15 protein-coding genes and 1 tRNA gene are annotated in these 20,750 nt (G+C 69.6%); 13 read left to right on the forward strand and 3 right to left on the reverse strand.

What is annotated here, in order from left to right; translation table 11 throughout:
* The first annotated feature begins 215 nt into the window (after positions 1-215).
* Positions 216-288 (forward strand) — tRNA-Thr (locus AMK10_RS13765).
* Between the two features lie 66 nt (positions 289-354).
* On the opposite strand, the gene AMK10_RS13770 is transcribed toward AMK10_RS13765, so the two are convergent.
* Complete coding sequence (locus AMK10_RS13770) at positions 355-864, reverse strand: hypothetical protein (protein WP_073748062.1); 510 nt, start codon at positions 862-864, stop codon at positions 355-357.
* Between the two features lie 70 nt (positions 865-934).
* Between AMK10_RS13770 and AMK10_RS13775 the strand changes: the two genes are divergently transcribed.
* On the forward strand, positions 935-1,273 hold the full coding sequence (locus tag AMK10_RS13775) for a mycothiol transferase (protein WP_198959702.1): 339 nt from the start codon (positions 935-937) through the stop codon (positions 1,271-1,273).
* Here the strand turns inward: AMK10_RS13775 and AMK10_RS13780 are convergent.
* Positions 1,270-3,885, reverse strand: coding sequence for a SpoIIE family protein phosphatase (locus tag AMK10_RS13780; RefSeq protein ID WP_073748064.1), 2,616 nt, complete (start codon positions 3,883-3,885; stop codon positions 1,270-1,272). The two genes, AMK10_RS13775 and AMK10_RS13780, sit on opposite strands and share 4 nt — an antisense overlap.
* Before the next feature lie 414 nt (positions 3,886-4,299).
* Between AMK10_RS13780 and AMK10_RS13785 the strand changes: the two genes are divergently transcribed.
* From AMK10_RS13785 to AMK10_RS13835, 11 genes are all read left to right on the forward strand, one after another.
* Entirely contained in the window at positions 4,300-9,732 is a 5,433-nt protein-coding gene (locus tag AMK10_RS13785) for a HAMP domain-containing protein (protein ID WP_073748065.1), read from the forward strand.
* Between the two features lie 243 nt (positions 9,733-9,975).
* Positions 9,976-10,656, forward strand: a complete 681-nt coding sequence (locus AMK10_RS13790) for a response regulator (protein WP_073748066.1) — start codon at positions 9,976-9,978, stop codon at positions 10,654-10,656.
* A 109-nt stretch (positions 10,657-10,765) separates the two neighbouring features.
* Positions 10,766-13,546: a DNA translocase FtsK gene (locus AMK10_RS13795; protein WP_073749255.1), complete on the forward strand. Its 2,781-nt coding sequence runs from the start codon at positions 10,766-10,768 to the stop codon at positions 13,544-13,546.
* 212 nt (positions 13,547-13,758) lie between these two features.
* The gene (locus tag AMK10_RS13800) at positions 13,759-14,559 is read left to right on the forward strand and encodes a helix-turn-helix domain-containing protein (RefSeq protein WP_073748067.1); all 801 of its coding nucleotides are present in this window, start codon (positions 13,759-13,761) and stop codon (positions 14,557-14,559) included.
* Positions 14,560-14,715: 156 nt separating this feature from the next.
* Positions 14,716-16,194 (forward strand): 30S ribosomal protein S12 methylthiotransferase RimO, encoded by a 1,479-nt coding sequence (gene rimO / locus AMK10_RS13805; RefSeq protein WP_073748068.1) that lies wholly within the window; start codon positions 14,716-14,718, stop codon positions 16,192-16,194.
* Positions 16,191-17,015, forward strand: a complete 825-nt coding sequence (pgsA, locus tag AMK10_RS13810; RefSeq protein WP_073748069.1) for a CDP-diacylglycerol--glycerol-3-phosphate 3-phosphatidyltransferase — start codon at positions 16,191-16,193, stop codon at positions 17,013-17,015. Before rimO ends, pgsA begins: the two co-directional genes overlap by 4 nt.
* Positions 17,012-17,524, forward strand: coding sequence for a CinA family protein (locus AMK10_RS13815; RefSeq protein ID WP_073748070.1), 513 nt, complete (start codon positions 17,012-17,014; stop codon positions 17,522-17,524). The genes pgsA and AMK10_RS13815 overlap by 4 nt, the downstream gene beginning before the upstream one ends.
* A gap of 109 nt (positions 17,525-17,633) precedes the next feature.
* Positions 17,634-18,017, forward strand: coding sequence for a helix-turn-helix domain-containing protein (locus AMK10_RS13820; protein ID WP_014153702.1), 384 nt, complete (start codon positions 17,634-17,636; stop codon positions 18,015-18,017).
* Positions 18,018-18,238: 221 nt separating this feature from the next.
* A complete protein-coding gene (locus tag AMK10_RS13825) occupies positions 18,239-18,709 on the forward strand; it encodes a Dps family protein (protein ID WP_073748071.1) in 471 nt (156 codons plus the stop codon).
* A gap of 51 nt (positions 18,710-18,760) precedes the next feature.
* On the forward strand, positions 18,761-18,949 hold the full coding sequence (locus tag AMK10_RS13830; RefSeq protein WP_073748072.1) for a CsbD family protein: 189 nt from the start codon (positions 18,761-18,763) through the stop codon (positions 18,947-18,949).
* A 471-nt stretch (positions 18,950-19,420) separates the two neighbouring features.
* The gene (locus AMK10_RS13835; RefSeq protein WP_073748073.1) at positions 19,421-19,645 is read left to right on the forward strand and encodes a hypothetical protein; all 225 of its coding nucleotides are present in this window, start codon (positions 19,421-19,423) and stop codon (positions 19,643-19,645) included.
* Between the two features lie 82 nt (positions 19,646-19,727).
* On the opposite strand, the gene AMK10_RS13840 is transcribed toward AMK10_RS13835, so the two are convergent.
* A complete protein-coding gene (locus AMK10_RS13840; RefSeq protein WP_073748074.1) occupies positions 19,728-20,534 on the reverse strand; it encodes an Fpg/Nei family DNA glycosylase in 807 nt (268 codons plus the stop codon).
* Positions 20,535-20,750: the final 216 nt, after the last annotated feature.

Raw genomic sequence — 20,750 nt, forward strand, 5'->3', positions numbered from 1 at the left:
AAGCCCCGTGCCCTTGTGGCACGGGGCTTTTCTGCGTTCACGGGTCATGTCGTGGCCGCGGGTCGCCGTCTGTGTCTGCGGCCCGCCCCGGCCGGCCGCGTGGGCACCAGGGTGCGCTCCGGAGCCCCGGTGCCACCTCGAAAGAAGCTCGAACCTTTGGTTATGAGCACCCCGAAGTTCGGGGTATGCTTTACCTCGTTGCCGCAAGGCAGCAGGCCCCAATAGCTCAGTCGGTAGAGCGTCTCCATGGTAAGGAGAAGGTCTGCGGTTCGATTCCGCATTGGGGCTCCGAAGAAAAAGGCTCCCGCCATCGGCGGGGGCCTTTTTCGTACCCGGTTCGCAGGACTCGCGCCCCTACGCGCACGCAGCACCAGGTCCCGCCGGCTTCGTGGTCGTGGCCGCTGCGGTCACGAGTGCTTCCACCTCGTCCGTGGTGGTGCCGTCAGGCCTCCGTCCGAAGGAGGCGGCGAGGACCGCGGGGAGGTCTGCTTCCGTGACCTTGGTGCGTATGCCTGGCAGAACCTCCCGGAACTCGTCGTCACTGATGACTCCCAGGAACTCCTGACGCAGGCCGTGGACGATCTCCACGAGTTCCGGTCGCAGCCGCATCCACGCGCGCGACGTGCGGATCTCTGCCTCGACCTGGTCCATGAACCAGCGGATCACCGTGTAGGGGATGTCCAGGTGCCCGCCCAGGGTGTCGAAGCAGACCGTGGGCTCTCGCGCCGGATCCTCGTCGGGGACGATCGCCGTGACCAGGGTTCGGCCGTCGGCGACGAGATCCAGCTCCAGGTACCAGGAGTCGTCGGGCCCGGAGTACATCGTGGTGATCGCATAGTCGCCGTCGGGCGAGGGAATGGCCATGGAGGCATGCTGCCAGGCCGGAGCCGGCCTTCCTGTCGGGCCCGGCCACCACGACGGACAAGGTGAGCGCATGGCATGGGCAGCACCGCCCGTCGTCCGGACCGTCGAGCTCGGAAGCCGGGGAACCCTCCCCGAGCGTCGGATGCCGCAGGGCCGGCTGCAGTGGCACCGGGAGACGCTGACGGCCAAATGTGCCGGGCTGCGGTCGGAGGACCTGGCCAGGACGACGGTGGAACCGTCCACGCCCAGTCTCCTGGGCCTCGTCCTTCACGACGAACGACTCCGGTTGGCCCTCGGATGCCGGATGCCCGCGCCGGAGAGGGACGCGGGCATCGGGGTGGAGATCAAGGCAGGCAGTCCGCCGAGGGCGGGGTGCGACGGGCGCCCGCCCTCGGCGTGGTGCGACTAGAAGGTGTGCGGCTCCGGGACGCGCATGGCCAGGATCGCCATGTCGTCGGACGCGGGCTCCGCGGCGAAACGCTCCACGGCCCGCAGGATGCGGCCTGCCACCGCACCTGCGGTCAGGCCCGTGCACATGGCGAGGACATCGGCCAGGCCGTCGTCGCCCAGCATGCGGGACCCCTCGCGTCGTTCCGTGACGCCGTCGGTCACGCACAGGAGCACGTCACCCGGCTCCAGGGTGACCTCCTGCTCGTAGAGCTCCAGGTCCTCGATGACTCCCAGCAGTGGCTGCGGTTCGGCCGCAGGCTCCACCGAGCCGTCCTGGCGCAGACGCAGGGGGAGCGGGTGGCCGGCGCAGACCACCTTCAGGAGGGCACTGCCGTCCTCCTGCGGCCACAACTCCCCGTAGAGCAGGGTGAGGAAGCGGCTGCGGGCGCCCTCGTCCAGGATGGCGGCGTTGAGCCGTTCCAGGACCGCCGGGCCGCCGAAGCCCTCGCGGGCCAGCAGGCGCAGGGCATGCCGGGCGAGGCCGGTGACGGCAGCCGCCTCAGGACCCGTACCGCAGACGTCGCCGATGGCGAAGCCGTAGGCGCCGTCGCGGATGGGGAACACGTCGTAGAAGTCGCCGCCGACCTCGTTGCCCTCGCCCGCCGCGCGGTAGATGACCTCGATCTCGACGTTGGGCACATCGGGCAGTCCCGGCGGCAGCAGGCTGCGCTGGAGGGACTGGCTGATGGCCATGCGCTCCGAGTACAGGCGGGCGTTGTCCAGGGCCAGAGCGGCCCGTCGGGACAAGTCCTCGGCCAGTTCCAGGATTTCCTGGCGGAAGTGTTCGTCGGACGGCTTGCCGAGCGTGAGCATGCCGATCACACGGTTCCTCGCCACCAGGGGCAGGACGACGGTCTCGCCTCCGACGGCGGCCGCCGTGGCCAGCGTGGTGCGCGCCGCCGTTCCCATGCTCAGGGGCGCGTCCCTGCCCAGGGTCCGCTTGGAGGTGCGCAGGGCGGCCTGGTGACCGGCTTCCGTGGGCGCGGTCCAGAGGCGGGCGCCCGGGGCCGGGACGGGGTCCGGCGGGGCGATGGAGGAGAGCAGGGCCTTGAGGCCGTCGATGCGCTCCTCGTCCTCGTGGAGGACGTAGGAAAGATACGGCTCCGACGACTGGTCGGCGATCGTGTAGACGGCGCACCAGGTGGCCAGCGTGGGGACGGTCATCTGCGCCATCAGCGCCAGCGTCTGGTCCCTGTCCAGCGTGCCGGCCAGCAGATCGGACGCCTCGACGAGGAAGGACAGCGAGCCGCGCCTCAGACGCTCCAGCTCGCCGAGTCTCGCCGACTCGACGGCCAGCGCGATGCGGTCCGCGGCGAACTGCAGCCGCAGCGCCTCCTCGTTGGAGTACCGTCCCGCTGCCTCGGCCGCGACACCGAGAGAACCGGTGAGGCGGCCCTCGACCTTGAGCGGGACCGTCACGACCGAACGCATCCCGGTGTCACTGAGCAGCGGCACGGCGCCGGGGACGACGGTGAGGTCCTCGTGGACGGCCGGCATACGGGCTGAGCCGTAGCGGCCCGTGCCCGCCTCCACGGGGACCCGTGCGAAGCGCTGGCGGGCCGAGGGGAGGCCGGTCGTCGCCCGGACCTCCAGCTCCGTCTCGTCGTCCGTGGCCAGCAGCAGGAACGCGGAGTCGGCGTCCAGCATGTCGCGGGCCCGCTCGACCGTGCGCTGGAGGAGACCGTCCAGGTCGTCCGGCGCGGGGGAGCCGATGAAGATCTCGAAGGGATCCGTACTGCGGTTCTCCGCCGCGGTGTCGGTGACGGGAGCGCGGACCGGCGTCTGGAGCACGGCGCGTTCGTAGTCGCGTACGAGGAGGCAGACCGTCGAGGGCTCGCCCTCGGCGTCGCGGACCCTGAGATGCGAGGCGTACACCGGGATCACACGGCCGTCGGCGCCGCGAATGCCGTAGCTGCCCTCCCAGCGGGAGAGTTGCAGCGCGTCGGCGATGCCGGTGCTGGTGCCCGGGGTGTGCGGCCACGCCACGAAGTCGGTGAACTGCTTGCCGTCGACCTGCTCCGCCGCGTAACCGAAGAGGAAGGACGCGTCGTCGTTCCACGCGGCGATGGAGCCGGAGCCGGCGATCTGGACGACCGCCACCCGTACCCGCTGCTCCGCCACGGGCAGCAGCGCGGTGGGCAGGACCGGGCTCGCGGAGCGGATGCCCACGGGGCGCTCGGGAAGATCGAGCTGGAACCACACGTGCTTGTGGGTGGGCGTGTACTCGACGCCCCAGCGGCTGGCCAGGGCGGCACAGAGCAGCAGCCCGCGGCCGCCCTCCCGGTCCGGGCTGCCGAAGTCGAGACCGGAGCTCTGGAGCGGTACCTCCCGCTCCGGGTAGTGGTCGGAGACCTCGACGCGCACCCCGTCCTCGGTGCGCAGACAGAGCACATCGGCGGCCGTGCCCGCGTGCACGACCGCGTTGGTCACGAGTTCACTGGTCAGGACGACGGCGTCGTCGACGACATCGGTGTACCCCCACCCCTGGAGGGTGTCCCGGACGAATGCGCGGGCGGTCGCGACCGAGCGTCCGACCGGATCGAAGGTGGCAGCCGCGCGCGCGGTGATCACAGCACTCCCCATATGGTGTCTCGTCGCTTCCCCGAGTCCTGTGCCCGTTTCTCGCCGCTTCGATTCGCCTGCCAGGCTAGACGCTCGCCAGGTGTCCCGGGTACACGAGGGCGGACTTGGGTACGCATGCCACCCGGGGGCGTGCGCCGGGCGCACAAACATGGGGCCCGCGGTGAGGGAAATGGGACGACCATGAGACCTTCCCCGTCCCCCCGTTCCCGCCTGGTACGTTTCAACGATTTGACGACCGCATAGTCACCCGTCGACGGTGTTCTGTGGCGGTGAGCCAAAGTGGAAGATGGGCAAGCTTCCGACAACGGCCCGAGCGATACGGTCAACCCCTGCGGGAGGGACACGGTGGAGTCTGGCGTGGCGGCGCGGGGTTCAGGAACGCGCACAAAAGGCGGGCAGTCCGTGAAAAAGCAGCGCAATGGCACCATCGACGTGGACGCGGCAGCTCTGAACAGACTGCTGGCCGCTCTCGTGGCGATGCGTGACGGCAATTTCCGCAGGCGGCTGACCGTCTCCGGTGACGGCGTGCTCACGGAGATCGCGGCGGTCTTCAACGAGGTCGCCGACCGCAATCTTCACCTCACGGGCGAGCTCGCCAGGGTGCGGCGGGTGGTCGGACGCGAGGGAAAGCTGACCGAGCGCCTGGAGACCGGTGCCTGCGAGGGCTCCTGGGCTGCCGCGATCGACGCCTCCAACGAGCTCGTCGACGATCTGGCGCGACCCGTGTCCGAGGTCGGACGGGTACTCTCCGCGGTCGCCGACGGTGATCTCGAACAGCGGATGGAGCTGCGGACCCACGCGCCGGACGAGACCGTACGGCCGCTGCGCGGCGAGTTCCTGAAGGTCGCCCGGACGGTCAACAACCTGGTCGACCAGCTCTCCGCGTTCACCGAGCAGGTGACGCGTGTAGCGGTCGAGGTGGGCACGGAGGGCAAGCTCGGCGGCCAGGCCCAGGTGCGCGGCATGTCCGGGTCCTGGAAGGACCTCACCGACTCCGTCAACACCATGGCGTACCGGCTGACCGCGCAGGTGCGTGACATCGCCCTGGTGACGACCGCCGTCGCCAAGGGAGACCTGTCGCGCAAGGTCACCGTCCATGTGGCCGGTGAGATGCTCCAGCTGAAGAACACCGTCAACACGATGGTGGACCAGCTGTCGTCGTTCTCCTCCGAGGTGACGCGCGTCGCCCGTGAGGTGGGCACCGAGGGCGAGCTGGGCGGTCAGGCGACGGTGCCGGGGGTGGCCGGGGTCTGGAAGGACCTCACGGACTCCGTCAACACGATGGCCGGCAACCTCACCTCCCAGGTACGCGGTATCGCCGAGGTGACGACGGCCGTGGCGAACGGCGACCTGTCCCAGAAGGTGACGGTGAGCGCACGCGGCGAGGTCGCGCAGCTCGCCGAGACGATCAACCAGATGACGGAGACGCTGCGCACCTTCGCGGACGAGGTCACACGTGTCGCCAGCGAGGTCGGCGGCGAGGGCCTGCTCGGCGGCCAGGCACAGGTGCCGGGCGCCGCGGGCACCTGGAAGGACCTCACCGACTCGGTGAACACGGTCTTCCGGAACCTCACGACGCAGGTGCGTGACATCGCGCAGGTGACCACGGCGGTGGCCAGCGGTGACATGACGCAGAAGGTCACCGTCGACGTGGCCGGCGAGATGCTGGAGCTGAAGAACACCGTCAACACGATGGTGGACCAGCTCCAGGCCTTCGGTTCGGAGGTCACCCGGGTCGCCCGGGAGGTCGGCGTCGAGGGACGCCTCGGCGGTCAGGCCGAGGTGCCCGGTGCGGCCGGCACCTGGAAGGACCTCACCGACTCGGTGAACACCGCCTTCCGCAACCTCACGGGCCAGGTGCGCGACATCGCGCAGGTGACCACCGCGGTCGCCAACGGAGACCTGTCGCAGAAGGTCACCGTCGACGTGGCCGGTGAGATGCTGGAGCTGAAGAACACCGTCAACACGATGGTGGCGCAGCTCTCCAACTTCGCCGACCAGGTGACGCGGATGGCGCGGGACGTGGGCACGGAGGGCCGTCTCGGTGGCCAGGCGCGCGTCGACGGTGTCTCCGGTACGTGGAAGGAGCTCACCGACTCCGTCAACTTCATGGCCGGCAACCTCACCTCCCAGGTGCGGCAGATCGCCCAGGTGACGACGGCGGTGGCGCGGGGCGACCTGTCGCAGAAGATCGACGTGGACGCCCGGGGCGAGATCCTCGAGCTGAAGAACACCATCAACACCATGGTCGACCAGCTCTCCGCGTTCGCCGACCAGGTGACCAGGGTCGCCCGCGAGGTGGGCACCGACGGCCGTCTGGGCGGTCAGGCACAGGTGCCCGGCGTGGCAGGCGTGTGGCGCGATCTGACCGACTCGGTGAACGGCATGGCGGGGAACCTCACCGCCCAGGTCCGCAACATCGCCCAGGTCGCCACGGCGGTGGCGCGGGGCGACCTGTCGCAGAAGATCGACGTGGACGCCCGGGGCGAGATCCTCGAGCTGAAGAACACCCTCAACACCATGGTCGACCAGCTGTCGAACTTCGCGGAGCAGGTGACCCGGGTGGCCCGCGAGGTGGGCACGGAGGGCATCCTCGGCGGGCAGGCGGAGGTACAGGGCGTCTCCGGCACGTGGAAGGACCTCACCCAGTCCGTCAACGGCATGGCGAACAACCTCACCCTCCAGGTGCGCAACATCGCCGAGGTGACCACCGCGGTCGCCAAGGGCGATCTCTCCAAGAAGATCACCGTGGACGCCAAGGGCGAGATCCTCGAACTGGTGACGACGGTCAACACGATGGTCGACCAGCTGCTCAACTTCGCCGACGAGGTGACGAGGGTCGCCCGCGAGGTGGGCACCGAGGGCATCCTCGGGGGTCAGGCCAGGGTGCGCGGTGCGACGGGCATCTGGAAGGACCTCAGCGACAACGTCAACCTGATGGCCAACAACCTGACCAGCCAGGTGCGCAACATCTCCCGGGTGTCGTCGGCGGTCGCCAACGGTGACCTGACGAAGAAGGTCACGGTCGAGGCGCGCGGCGAGGTCGCCGAACTCGCCGACACGGTCAACACGATGGTGACGACCCTGTCCTCCTTCGCCGACGAGGTCACCCGCGTCGCCCGTGAGGTGGGCACCGAGGGCGAACTGGGCGGCCAGGCACGCGTCCCGGGCGTCTCCGGCACCTGGAAGGACCTCACCGAGTCCGTGAACTCGATGGCGTCCAACCTGACCGGTCAGGTGCGCCAGATCGCGACGGTCACCACGGCCATCGCCAAGGGCGATCTCACCAAGAAGATCGACATCGACGCGCAGGGCGAGATCCTGCAGCTGAAGGACACCATCAACACGATGGTCGACCAGCTCTCCTCGTTCGCGGAGCAGGTGACCCGGGTCGCCCGCGAGGTGGGCACCGAGGGACAGCTCGGCGGGCAGGCCCGGGTGCGTGACGTCGACGGGACCTGGCGCGACCTCACCGAGTCGGTGAACGAGATGGCGGGCAACCTGACCCGACAGGTGCGTGCCATCGCGGCCGTCGCCACCGCGGTGACCCGCGGCGATCTCAACCTGAAGATCGACGTCGACGCGGCGGGCGAGATCCAGGTGCTGCAGGACAACATCAACACGATGATCGCCAACCTGCGCGACACCACCCTGGCCAACAAGGAGCAGGACTGGCTCAAGGGCAACCTCGCACGGATCTCCGGTCTGATGCAGGGCCGCCGCGACCTGGACGACGTCGCCTCGCTGATCATGAGCGAGCTGACCCCGGTCGTCTCCGCCCAGCACGGCGCGTTCTTCCTGGCCATGAGCACCGGCGACGGTGGCGAGGTGGGCTCCGACAGCGGCAACGAGAGCTCGTACGAGCTGCGCATGCGCGGCAGTTACGGCTATTCGGCGGGCTCCATGCCGACCTCGTTCCGCCCCGGTGAGACGCTCATCGGCACGGCGGCCGAGGAGAAGCGGACCATCCAGGTGGACAACGTGCCGCCGGGGTACCTGAAGATCTCCTCCGGTCTGGGAGAGGCACCGCCCGCGCACGTGATCGTGCTGCCGGTGCTCTTCGAGGGCCAGGTGCTGGGTGTCATCGAGCTGGCCTCCTTCCAGCCGTTCACGCACATCCAGCGGGACTTCCTCAACCAGCTCGCCGAGATGATCGCCACGAGCGTCAACACCATCAGCGTCAACACGAAGACCGAGAAGCTCCTGGAGCAGTCGCAGGAGCTCACCGAGCAGCTGAGGGACCGTTCCCAGGAGCTGGAGAACCGGCAGAAGGCGCTGCAGGCGTCCAACGCGGAGCTGGAGGAGAAGGCCGAGCTGCTCGCGCAGCAGAACCGCGACATCGAGGTCAAGAACACCGAGATCGAGGAGGCGCGGCAGGTCCTGGAGGAGCGTGCCGAACAGCTCGCCGTCTCGATGCGCTACAAGTCCGAGTTCCTGGCGAACATGTCGCACGAGCTGCGCACCCCGCTCAACTCGCTGCTCATCCTCGCCAAGCTGCTCGCCGACAACGCCGAGGGCAATCTCTCCCCGAAGCAGGTGGAGTTCGCCGAGACGATCCACGGCGCGGGTTCCGACCTGCTCCAGCTGATCAACGACATCCTCGACCTGTCCAAGGTCGAGGCGGGCAAGATGGACGTCAGTCCGACCCGGATCGCCCTGGTGCAGCTGGTCGACTACGTCGAGGCGACGTTCCGGCCGCTCACCGCGGAGAAGGGGCTCGACTTCTCCGTACGGGTCTCCCCGGAGCTGCCCGCGACGCTCCACACGGACGAGCAGAGGCTGCTCCAGGTCCTGCGCAACCTCCTGTCCAACGCGGTGAAGTTCACCGACAGCGGGGCCGTGGAGCTGGTGATCCGGCCGGCCGGTGCCGATGTCCCGAACTCCATCAGGGAGCATCTGCTGGAGGCCGGTTCGCTGCGCGACGCGGACGGCGACCTCATCGCGTTCTCGGTCACCGACACCGGGATCGGCATCGCGTCCAGCAAGATGCTGGTGATCTTCGAGGCGTTCAAGCAGGCGGACGGCACGACCAGCCGCAAGTACGGCGGCACGGGCCTCGGCCTCTCCATCAGCCGTGAGATCGCCCGTCTGCTGGGCGGTGAGATCCACGCGGCCAGCGAACCGGGACGCGGATCGACGTTCACCCTCTACCTGCCGCTGCACCCGAGCGAGCTGCCGCCGCAGGGCTACCCGCAGATGGGGCCCGGCCCCATCGAGGTCCACGGGCAGTCGGCCGAGGGCGGACCCCACCTGGAGGCCGCCCAGCGCAACGGGAACGAGCCGCCCTTCGGCGATCCGGCCAACTCCGCGGGGGTGTTCAGGCGCCGGCGCAAGGCCCTGGGCGGAGCGTCGCAGCGCCCGGCCCTGCCCAACGGCAGGTCGGGCGAGGAGAGCGCGGCGACCGAGGAGTGGGTGCAGGGCCCGCAGGAGGAGCAGGAGCCCCGCCGGACGTTCCGCTTCCACGGCGAGAAGGTGCTGATCGTCGACGACGACATCCGCAACGTCTTCGCGCTCACCAGCGTGCTGGAGCAGCACGGTCTGTCGGTGCTGTACGCGGAGAACGGCCGTGAGGGCATCGAAGTCCTGGAGCAGCACGACGATGTGACGATCGTTCTGATGGACATCATGATGCCGGAGATGGACGGCTACGCCACGACGACGGCGATCCGCAGGATGCCGCAGTTCGCCGGTCTGCCGATCGTCGCACTGACGGCCAAGGCGATGAAGGGCGACCGCGAGAAGGCGATCGACTGCGGAGCCTCCGACTACGTGACCAAGCCGGTGGACTCCGACCACCTGCTGGGCGTGATGGAGAACTGGATGCGCGGAGAGTGACCTGACGGAGAACGGATCCCCGGAATCGGCCGGCCCGCTGTGGCCGGAAGAGTGTGAGCGAGCGATTTCGGGGAACCTTCTGGACCTCGACCGCGTTTTCGCTCTGTGCACAGTGACATCGCGGTGACAGGGTGTGGTGACGGGCGGGGTGCGGCTACCATGACCGGCACAAGGACGGACGGCGTAAGAGAGTCGTCCCCTGGGGCGGCACCCGGTGCGATTCCGGGGCGAGGAGGACGGGCCATGGTGCAGAAGGCCAAGATCCTCCTGGTCGATGACCGGCCGGAGAATCTGCTGGCGCTGGAGGCCATCCTCTCTGCGCTCGATCAGACACTGGTGCGGGCATCGTCAGGGGAGGAGGCGCTCAAAGCGCTGCTCACGGACGATTTCGCGGTCATTCTGCTGGACGTGCAGATGCCCGGTATGGACGGGTTCGAGACAGCCGCGCACATCAAGCGGCGGGAGCGGACCCGGGACATCCCGATCATCTTCCTCACCGCGATCAACCACGGCCCGCACCACACCTTCCGGGGTTACGCGGCCGGTGCGGTGGACTACATCTCGAAGCCCTTCGACCCCTGGGTGCTGCGCGCCAAGGTCTCGGTCTTCGTCGAGCTGTACATGAAGAACTGCCAGCTGCGTGAACAGGCCGCGCTGCTCAGGCTCCAGCTCGAAGGCGGCGCGCACCAGGGCGTCGACGAGAAGGAGCCGGCCGGTCTCCTCGCCGAGCTCTCCGCGCGGCTCGCCGCCGTCGAGGAGCAGGCCGAGGCGCTCTCCAAGCAGCTGGACGACGAATCGGCGGACGCCGCGGCCGTGGCCACCGCCGCCCATCTCGAACGCAAGCTCACCGGGCTGCGCCGCGCGCTCGACGCACTGGAACCCGGCACCGGCGGTTCCACCGCCCCGCTGCCCACGCAGGGCTGACCCCTTCGGTTGAGGGGGCGTCAGTTCTGCGCCCGGGCAAGGGCGACACGGACGGGTGATGCCGTAGGCACACGTGTCCACCGACGTCGGCACCGGTAACCTCAGTCACATGGCCTCACGTACGTCCGGCAAGGGTTCCCTGGGCACGGCGGGCACCGAGAAGCGCTCCGGCCGTACCCAGGGACCGGCGAAGAAAGCCGCGCCCGCCAAGAAGGCGGCGGCGAAGAAGGCCGTGCCCGCCAAGAAGGCACCCGCGAAGAAGGCGGCGGCCAAGAAGCCCGCGCCCAAGCCCGCACCGTCCCCCACCGGGGGCGTGTACCGGCTCGTCCGCGCACTCTGGCTGGGCACGGCGCACGGCGTCGGGGCGGTCTTCCGCTCCATAGGGCGCGGCGCCAAGGGACTTGACCCCGCCCACCGCAAGGACGGCCTCGCCCTGCTGCTCCTCGGTCTCGCGCTGATCGTGGCCGCGGGCACCTGGTCACATCTGCAAGGCCCCGTCGGCGATCTCGTCGAGATGCTCGTCACCGGGGCGTTCGGCCGGCTCGACCTGCTCGTGCCGATACTGCTGGGCGCCGTCGCCGTGCGGCTGATCCTCTATCCGGAGAAGCCGGAGGCCAACGGCCGTATCGTCATCGGCCTCTCCGCCCTCGTTATCGGAGTGCTCGGGCAGGTGCACATCGCCTGCGGATCGCCCGGCCGCGAGGACGGGACCGCCGCCATGCAGGACGCCGGAGGGCTCATCGGCTGGGCCGCGTCCCAGCCCCTCGTCTTCACGATGGGCGAGGTGCTCGCCGTCCCGCTGCTCCTGCTGCTGACCGTCTTCGGGCTCCTCGTCGTCACCGCCACCCCGGTCAACGCCATCCCCCGGCGGCTGCGCCAGCTCGGAGTCCGGCTCGGCATCGTCGACCCCGTGTACGTACCGGGGGAGGGCGAGGAGGCCGACGACGAGAGGTACGACGAACAGTGGCGTGAGGCGCTGCCCGAGGGCTCACGGCGCTCCTCCGCGCGCCGCTCGGAGCACGACGGCGTCTACGACCCGGACCAGGCCGAGAGCGATGCGCTGGCCAAGCGGCGCCGGCCGCGCAGGACCTCCGCCCAGCCCGCGATGAACCGCACCATGGACGCGGTGGACGTCGCGGCCGCGGCGGCCGCCGCGCTCGACGGGGCGGTGCTCAACGGCATGCCGCCCTCGCCGGTCGTCGCCGATCTGACGCAGGGCGTCTCCACCGAACGGGAGCGCGAGCGGACCGGCACCCCGGTGCCCGGGGCGCGGTCCGGCCGTAAGGCGTCCCCGGGCGACGGGGGCCCGGAGAAGCCCGCCTCGTCCTCCGGAGGCGTACCGGACCTGACCAAGCCGGCCCCCGAGCGTTCGCAGCCGCTGCCGGCCCGCGCGGAGCAGCTCCAGCTCTCCGGCGACATCACCTACTCGCTGCCGTCGCTCGACCTGCTGGAGCGGGGCGGCCCCGGCAAGACCCGCAGCGCCGCCAACGACGCGGTGGTCGCCTCGCTGACCAACGTCTTCACCGAGTTCAAGGTCGACGCGGCCGTCACCGGTTTCACCCGCGGCCCGACGGTCACCCGCTACGAGGTGGAGCTCGGCCCGGCCGTCAAGGTCGAGCGGATCACCGCCCTGACCAAGAACATCGCGTACGCCGTCGCCAGCCCGGACGTCCGGATCATCTCGCCGATCCCCGGCAAGTCCGCGGTCGGCATCGAGATCCCCAACTCCGACCGGGAGATGGTCAATCTCGGCGACGTACTGCGCCTCGCGGACGCCGCCGAGGACGACCACCCGATGCTGGTCGCGCTCGGCAAGAACGTCGAGGGCGGCTACGAGATGGCCAACCTGGCGAACATGCCGCACGTCCTGGTGGCCGGTGCGACCGGCTCCGGCAAGTCCTCCTGCATCAACTGCCTCATCACCTCGATCATGGTGCGGGCCACACCGGACGACGTCCGGATGGTGCTCGTCGACCCGAAGCGTGTCGAGCTCACCGCCTACGAGGGCATCCCGCACCTGATCACGCCCATCATCACCAACCCGAAGAAGGCCGCCGAGGCACTCCAGTGGGTGGTGCGGGAGATGGACCTGCGCTACGACGACCTCGCGGCGTACGGCTTCCGGCACATCGACGACTTCAACCACGCCGTGCGCAACGGCAAGGCCAAGGCTCCCGAGGGCAGCGAGCGGGAGCTGTCGCCCTACCCGTACCTCCTGGTGATCGTCGACGAGCTCGCGGACCTGATGATGGTGGCCCCGCGTGACGTCGAGGACTCCATCGTCCGCATCACCCAGCTGGCGCGTGCCGCCGGCATCCATCTGGTGCTCGCCACGCAGCGTCCGTCGGTGGACGTCGTGACCGGTCTGATCAAGGCCAATGTGCCCTCCCGGCTGGCCTTCGCGACCTCGTCGCTCGCCGACAGCCGGGTCATCCTCGATCAACCCGGCGCCGAGAAGCTCATCGGAAAGGGTGACGGACTGTTCCTGCCGATGGGGGCGAACAAGCCGACCCGCATGCAGGGGGCCTTCGTCACCGAGAACGAGGTCGCGGCCGTCGTCCAGCACTGCAAGGATCAGATGGCGCCGGTCTTCCGCGACGACGTGACGGTCGGCACGAAGCAGAAGAAGGAGATCGACGAGGACATCGGCGACGACCTCGACCTGCTCTGCCAGGCGGCCGAGCTGGTCGTCTCCACACAGTTCGGCTCGACATCCATGCTCCAGCGCAAGCTGAGGGTCGGCTTCGCCAAGGCCGGACGGCTGATGGACCTCATGGAGTCCCGCAACATCGTGGGCCCCAGCGAGGGTTCCAAGGCGCGCGACGTCCTGGTGAAGCCGGACGAGCTCGACGGAGTGTTGGCGGTCATTCGTGGGGAAACCGCTTCGTAAGAGTATTGCGGGCAACCGTTTCGCCCGGTCGTACGTCAAGTTGAAGGGAGGAGCAGGGGATGATCGGTCCCGTGCTCGATCCCCTGTCCTGCCCAGGGGGCCGCCAGGCGAACCCGATGGCGTACAAAGTCGTCGCTCCCGGTTGCCCCACCCTTTCGTACCACCCCTAGACTGAACATCCAGCAGGTGGCTCACGCTCGAAAGGCGCCCCCGTGTCCATCGGCAACTCCCCCGAAGACGACCGGCCTTCGATCGGTCGCGCGCTTCAGCAGGCTCGCATCGCAGCAGGTCTGACGGTCGAGGAAGTCAGCAGCTCCACCCGGGTGCGCATCCCCATCGTGCACGCGATCGAGGAGGACGACTTCTCCCGCTGCGGCGGCGACGTGTACGCACGCGGTCATATCCGTATGCTCGCCCGCGCCGTCCGGCTCGACCCCGATCCACTGATCGCGGAGTTCGACGCCGAGCACGGCGGCCGTCCCGCACCCACGCCCGCGGCACCTCTGTTCGAGGCGGAGCGCATCCGCTCCGAACCCCGTCGGCCCAACTGGACCGCGGCCATGGTCGCGGCGATCGTCGTCGTGGTCGGCTTCGTCGGCTTCACGCTCTTCAGCGGCGAGGACGAGGGTTCGGGCTCGGCACAGGTCGCCGAAGGATCCACCCCCGACAAGACCACGTCCCGGCCGGCCACCACCAAGCCCGCCGACCCCAAGCCCGCACCCTCCGAAAGCGCCATCGCCGCGGCTCCCCGCGACAAGGTGACCGTCAGGCTGAGCGCCACCGAGGGCAAGAGCTGGATCTCCGCCAAGGACCACAACGGGCGGCTGCTCTTCGACGGGCTGCTGCTCGAAGGTGACTCCAAGACCTTCCAGGACAAGGAGCGGGTCGACCTCGTCCTCGGCGACGCCGGGGCGATCGACCTCTTCGTGAACGGCAAGAAGATCGACGACCGTTTCGAGCCGGGTCAGGTCGAACGGCTGTCGTACACCAAGGGTGACCCCGAGGTCGGCTGACCTTCCCACCCGCGCGGTTTCCATCGGTGAGTGCCCGGCAGTCATGCCGGGCACTCACTTCTTTGTCTCCTCTCCCGCGCACCCTCCGCTGTCACTCCCTGTAGCGGTCAACCCTGGACGGTGGGGCGAGTGCCGGGACAAAGTAGTCTTGAGCCCATGCCCGAACGCCGTACCGTCGCCCTTGTCACTCTTGGCTGCGCCCGTAACGAGGTGGACTCGGAGGAGCTTGCAGGCCGCTTGGCAGCGGACGGCTGGGAGCTCGTCGAGAACGCCACGGACGCGGATGTCGCCGTCGTCAACACCTGCGGATTCGTCGAGGCCGCCAAGAAGGACTCCGTCGACGCCCTGCTCGAAGCCAACGATCTGAAGGATCACGGCAGAACCCAGGCCGTCGTGGCCGTCGGCTGCATGGCCGAGCGCTACGGCAAGGACCTCGCCGAGGCGCTGCCGGAAGCGGACGGCGTCCTCGGATTCGACGACTACGCCGACATCTCCGACCGCCTCCAGACCATCCTCAACGGCGGCATCCACGCCTCCCACACCCCGCGCGACCGGCGCAAGCTGCTGCCGATCAGCCCGGCCGAGCGCCAGGACGCCGCCGTGGCGCTGCCCGGCCACGCCCAGGAGATCGCGCCCGCCCCGGCCGACCTCCCGGAGGGCGTCGCGCCCGTCTCCGGGCCCAGGGCTCCGCTGCGCCGCAGGCTGGGTACCAGCCCCGTCGCCTCGGTGAAGCTCGCCTCGGGCTGCGACAGGCGCTGCACCTTCTGCGCCATCCCGTCCTTCCGCGGCTCGTTCATCTCCCGGCGCCCCTCGGACGTCCTCCAGGAGACCCGCTGGCTCGCCGAGCAGGGCGTCAAGGAGGTCATGCTGGTCTCCGAGAACAACACCTCCTACGGCAAGGACCTCGGGGACATCCGGCTCCTGGAGACCCTGCTGCCCGAGCTCGCCGACGTCGACGGGATCGAGCGGATCCGCGTCAGCTACCTCCAGCCCGCCGAGATGCGGCCCGGGCTGATCGACGTACTGACCTCGACGCCCAAGGTCGCCCCGTACTTCGACCTCTCCTTCCAGCACTCCGCCCCCGGGGTCCTGCGCGCGATGCGGCGGTTCGGCGACACGGACCGTTTCCTGGAGCTCCTGGACACCATCCGGAGCAAGGCGCCGCAGGCCGGTGCCCGCTCGAACTTCATCGTCGGCTTCCCCGGTGAGACCGAGGCCGACCTCGCCGAGCTGGAACGCTTCCTCACCGGCGCGCGCCTGGACGCCATCGGTGTCTTCGGGTACTCCGACGAGGAGGGGACCGAGGCGGTCGGCTACGAGAACAAGCTCGACGCCGATGTCATCGCCGAACGCCTGGCGCACATCTCGCAGCTCGCCGAGGAGCTGACCTCGCAGCGGGCCGAGGAGCGGGTCGGCGAGACCCTCCAGGTCCTCGTCGAGTCCGTGGAGTCCGAGGAGGACGGGCCGGTCGCCGTGGGCCGTGCCGCCCACCAGGCTCCGGAAACGGACGGCCAGGTCGTGTTCACCGCACGCGAGGGGCTCGTGCCGGGCCGTATGGTCGAAGCGAAGGCAGTGGGCAGCGAGGGAGTGGACCTCGTGGCCGAACACCACGAGCTTGCGGAGGCAGCCAGATGACGGGAGCCCAGGCATCCGCGGCAGGGGGCTCCGGCGCTACGCCGGCGCCCCGTGGCGGCAAGCTGGGCGCGGCGGCCGTCAACCAGGCCGGCCTGTGGAACATCGCGAACATCCTCACGATGGTGCGGCTGCTGCTGGTCCCGGGCTTCGTCCTGCTGCTCCTGCACGACGGCGGCTACGACCCGGTGTGGCGGGCCTTCGCCTGGGCGGCCTTCGCCGTAGCGATGATCACCGATGTCTTCGACGGCCATCTGGCACGCACGTACAACCTGGTCACCGACTTCGGGAAGATCGCCGACCCGATCGCGGACAAGGCCATCATGGGCGCCGCCCTGATCTGTCTGTCCTCCCTCGGCGACCTGCCGTGGTGGATCACCGGCGTGATCCTCTTCCGGGAGCTCGGCATCACCCTGATGCGCTTCTGGGTCATCCGGCACTCGGTGATCCCGGCCAGCCGCGGCGGGAAGATGAAGACCCTGGCCCAGGGCATCGCCGTGGGCATGTACGTCCTGGCGCTGACGGGCCCCCTGGCGACCCTGCGCTTCTGGGTGATGATGGCCGCCGTCGTGCTGACGGTCGTCACCGGTCTCGACTACGTACGCCAGGCCGTCGTGCTGCGCCGCCGCGGGCTCGCGGAGAAGCGGGTGGCCGCCCTGGAGGCGGTCGCTGCGGCGGCGGACGTCAAGGAATCCGTCAACGGCCAGTGCGTCGCCACCCCTGAGGCCGACGAGGGCGTGGAAGCGGTCGTGGAGCCCGTCGCGGGCGCCCGGGGCGCGGAACCCGTCGCGGGTGCGCGGGGTTCCTCGGAGGCCGAGCGGTGACATCCGAGGCGGCCCGGGTGCTGCACAGGCTCCAGGAGCGCGGTGAGACGCTCGGCGTCGCCGAGTCCCTCACCGGCGGTCTGGTGGCCGCGGAGCTCACCTCCGTACCGGGAGCCTCGCAGTCCTTCCGCGGGTCCGTCACGGCGTACGCCACGTCTTTGAAGCGGGATGTGCTGGGCGTCGACGGCGCACTCCTGGCCGAGCGCGGAGCGGTGGACCCGGAGGTCGCGGCTGCCATGGCCGCCGGCGTGCGCCGGGTCCTGGGTGCCGACTGGGGAGTGTCGACCACCGGGGTGGCGGGTCCCGATCCGCAGGACGGCAAGTCCGTCGGAACGGTCTTCATAGCTGTTTCCGGACCGGGCGGCGTGGAGAATGTCGCCGAGCTGAGGTTGAACGGCGGGCGGGCGGACATCCGTAAGGAGAGCGTACGGAGTCTGCTGGAGCTGCTCTCGAGCGAACTCGGCGAAAATGCGAGGGCACAGGATACGGAACAGAACGGGGGGAATTGATGTTTGCAGCCCTGAGTGAACACGACATCGCTCCCCGCACGGCCGCAGCGCGAGGCGGTACGGTGGGGCGTGAAGGATGCGGCTACGCGGTCCGAGGAGGGAGCCACCGATGATTCTGCTCCGTCGCCTGCTTGGTGACGTGCTGCGTCGGCAGCGCCAGCGCCAAGGCCGTACTCTGCGCGAAGTCTCCTCGTCCGCCCGAGTCTCGCTCGGCTATCTCTCCGAGGTGGAGCGGGGGCAGAAGGAGGCATCCTCCGAGCTGCTCTCCGCCATTTGCGACGCGCTGGACGTACGGATGTCCGAGCTCATGCGTGAAGTGAGCGATGAACTGTCGCTGGCCGAGCTGGCCGAGTCGGCAGCAGCCAGTGATGCGGTGCCTGTACCAGTACGCCCGATGCTCAATTCCGTCTCTGTTGCGTCGGTCGCCGGCGTACCGACGGGACGGGTGACCATCAAGGCGCCCGCGGAAGCGGTGGATGTCGTCGCCGCCTGACCGCATGGTTCGTGGTGAGCGAAGCCCCGGTCGGCCCCTCAGGGGCCGGCCGGGGCTTTCGTGTGCGGTGTGTGTGCGAAGCGGCGGGCGGGGCAGGCGCTAAGTGAGGCCGGGTGGAAGCCCTCACCGGGGGACTACCCGAATGACTGTTTTGCATCATTTGTGCCATCGTGGACGGGTGGTAGGCCCAACAGCTAGCAGCTATCCGATCGGAGAATTGCATGTCTGTCGTGAAGAGCGCGTTGACCGACGCCGATCGCAAGGTCGTGGGAGACGCCCTGCAGGGTGCCCTGGTGGACCTGATCGACCTTTCCTTGGCGGCCAAGCAGGTCCACTGGAATGTCGTCGGCCCCCGCTTCCGGTCCGTCCATCTGCAGCTCGACGAGGTCGTCGACACGGCGAGGCAGCACTCGGACACGGTTGCGGAGCGGGCCTCCGCCGTGGGTGTCAACCCTGACGGGCGCTCCAAGACCCTCGCGAAGACCACGGCGATCGACTCCGTGCCCGACGGCTGGATCAAGGACGTGGACGCGGTGAAGGCGCTGGTGGAGGCGCTCCGTGTGGTCATCGACCGCATGAGGGAGCGCATCGAGGCGACCGCGGACCCGGACCCGGTCAGCCAGGACATCCTGATCACCCTGACGGCCGACCTCGAGAAGCACGCCTGGATGTTCCAGGCAGAGAGCGCTTGAGCCGGTGTACGGGCCTGGCGTGGACGCCGGGCGGAGAGTGAGGAGTGCGACATGAGTGGCGAGAAGGACAAGATCAAGGGCAAGGCGAAGGAAATGACCGGCAAGCTCACGGGCGACCGGCGCAAGGAGTCCGAGGGCAAGGCCGACCAGGTCAAGGGCAAGGGCAAGGACGTCATGGGCGGCGCCGGTGAGCGCGCCAAGGGCGTCAAGGACTCCCTGACCGACGACGACCGGCACTAGCCTGTCCCGGCCGCCTGACCGCTGGCCGCTTTCCTGGCCGGGCGCTCCGTCCTGGTGTGGGACGGGCGGCGATCTGCGGCTCGCCTGCTGGACGCCTTGCAGGAGCGTGTGCCCCCGCTGACATGGTCTGCGGGGGCACACGCATGTCAGGTCCCCAGTCAGGTCCTGTCGGGGTGGGGGCGGGCGCCCGCCCTGCTGCGCCGACGAGCGCGTGTGCCGTCCCGTCGGGAGTCCTGTCCCGTCGGGTGTGCTGCTCTGCCGGGTGTGCTGCCTTCTCGCTCGCGGGATGCCGCCGGCGCCGGCCCGGGGGAGACTGCGGGGGATGACCGAGTTCCCTGGCCGCCCACTCCCGACGGCGCCCCAGGGGGGCGCGCAGTGGCGTACAGCTCGCTCCGCCCACGCCCGTAGTGCATCGGTACGCCCTCCCGGCAGGAGATCGTGCCGTACTAGCGTCGGCCTGAGGAGGCAGCCATGGTGCGGCGATGGCGATGGGTGCCGACGCTCGTACTCGGTGGCCTGTGGTGGTGGGCCGTGCTGCGGCTGCTGCTGGAGCCTGAACACACCGGACTCGTCGAGGGCGCGGTGGCGGCCGGCGGGTGGGGCCTGAGCCTTCTGCCCGTACATGTGACGGCGGTGGTGCGGTCGGAAACGGCTACCGAAGGGCCCGGGCACGAGCGGACGGACATACCCTCCTAGCCTCCTCCGGCGAGCGGCTCCGGTGTCCTTCCCGGCGGCTTCTCGCTGCTTTTTGCTGCCCGCTCGGTGTTCCCGTGCCTTCTCAGCCGGTGGGTCCGGGCTGGCAGTGCGGACACCAGTAGGCCGGTCGGTCGTCCCGGTCCGCCACCCGGATGGGCGTGCGACAGCGCAGGCAGGGCCGGTGGGCCCGTCCGTAGACGAAGAGACGCTCGCGGCCATGGGCACGGCGCAGGGCCTCGGTGGTGCCGGTCGTGGTCCGCACGGGGCGCGCGCGGTTGGCTTCCAGGAGCTGTTTGGCCGTGCTGACCAGGCGGGTGGCGAGAGGCAGGGGCAGTTCCCCCATGGGGACCCAGGGCGTCACCCGGGCCATGAAGCAGAGCTCGCACATGTAGACGTTGCCGATCCCGGCGAGATTGCGCTGGTCGAGGAGTGCTTCCCCGATGGGCCGGCCGGGCTCGGCGAGGAGATTGTTCAGCGCGGTCTCCGGGTCCCAGTCCGGCCCCAGCAGGTCGGGGCCGAGATGACCGACAACCTGTTCCTCGTCGCGGGTGCGGAGCAGTTCGACGACGGGCAGCCGGTAGCCCACGGCCGTGTGCTCCGCCGTGGTGAGCACGGCGCGGATCTGGTGGGCGGGGCCGCCCCTCCAGCGTTCCCCGGGAGCGTAGACGCGCCAGGCGCCCTCCATACGCAGATGGCTGTGGAGCGTGAGGTCTCCCTCGAAGCGGGTCAGCAGATGCTTGCCGCGGGCGGTGACGTCCAGGACCGCCCGGCCGGTCAGGTCGGCCGTGGCGAACCGGGGGACCCGCAGATCGGAGCCGGTCAGCACCCGGCCCGCGAGCGCCGCGTGGAGCCGCGCGGCGGTCTGCAGGACGGTGTCACCTTCGGGCATGCCTCCATGATGCGCGAGCGGGCGGGCCGTGGTCCGTCATGTGCGGGGTGGGCAGCCTCTTTTTGACGCGAGCGGCGGCGGGCGGCCTGTGGACCGTGATGTGGCGAGTGGGGTGGGGAAACCCGTGGACCGTGAGATGGCGAGTGGGCCGCCCCTCGGGTCCGGTCCGCGCCGCCCCGTGCCGCCGGCCTGCGCGCAGCACCGTCATGCGCGCAT

This window comes from Streptomyces sp. CB02058, assembly GCF_001905505.1.
Classification (GTDB): Bacteria; Actinomycetota; Actinomycetes; order Streptomycetales; family Streptomycetaceae; genus Streptomyces.

Excerpts from the sequence above, each read along its gene's own strand:
- AMK10_RS13770 (WP_073748062.1), bottom strand. The coding sequence starts at position 864 with ATGGCCATTCCCTCGCCCGACGGCGACTATGCGATCACCACGATGTAC.
- AMK10_RS13775 (WP_198959702.1), top strand. The coding sequence starts at position 935 with ATGGCATGGGCAGCACCGCCCGTCGTCCGGACCGTCGAGCTCGGAAGC.
- AMK10_RS13790 (WP_073748066.1), top strand. The coding sequence starts at position 9,976 with ATGGTGCAGAAGGCCAAGATCCTCCTGGTCGATGACCGGCCGGAGAAT.
- AMK10_RS13795 (WP_073749255.1), top strand. The coding sequence starts at position 10,766 with ATGGCCTCACGTACGTCCGGCAAGGGTTCCCTGGGCACGGCGGGCACC.
- rimO (WP_073748068.1), top strand. The coding sequence starts at position 14,716 with ATGCCCGAACGCCGTACCGTCGCCCTTGTCACTCTTGGCTGCGCCCGT.
- pgsA (WP_073748069.1), top strand. The coding sequence starts at position 16,191 with ATGACGGGAGCCCAGGCATCCGCGGCAGGGGGCTCCGGCGCTACGCCG.
- AMK10_RS13820 (WP_014153702.1), top strand. The coding sequence starts at position 17,634 with ATGATTCTGCTCCGTCGCCTGCTTGGTGACGTGCTGCGTCGGCAGCGC.
- AMK10_RS13825 (WP_073748071.1), top strand. The coding sequence starts at position 18,239 with ATGTCTGTCGTGAAGAGCGCGTTGACCGACGCCGATCGCAAGGTCGTG.
- AMK10_RS13830 (WP_073748072.1), top strand. The coding sequence starts at position 18,761 with ATGAGTGGCGAGAAGGACAAGATCAAGGGCAAGGCGAAGGAAATGACC.
- AMK10_RS13835 (WP_073748073.1), top strand. The coding sequence starts at position 19,421 with ATGGTGCGGCGATGGCGATGGGTGCCGACGCTCGTACTCGGTGGCCTG.
- AMK10_RS13840 (WP_073748074.1), bottom strand. The coding sequence starts at position 20,534 with ATGCCCGAAGGTGACACCGTCCTGCAGACCGCCGCGCGGCTCCACGCG.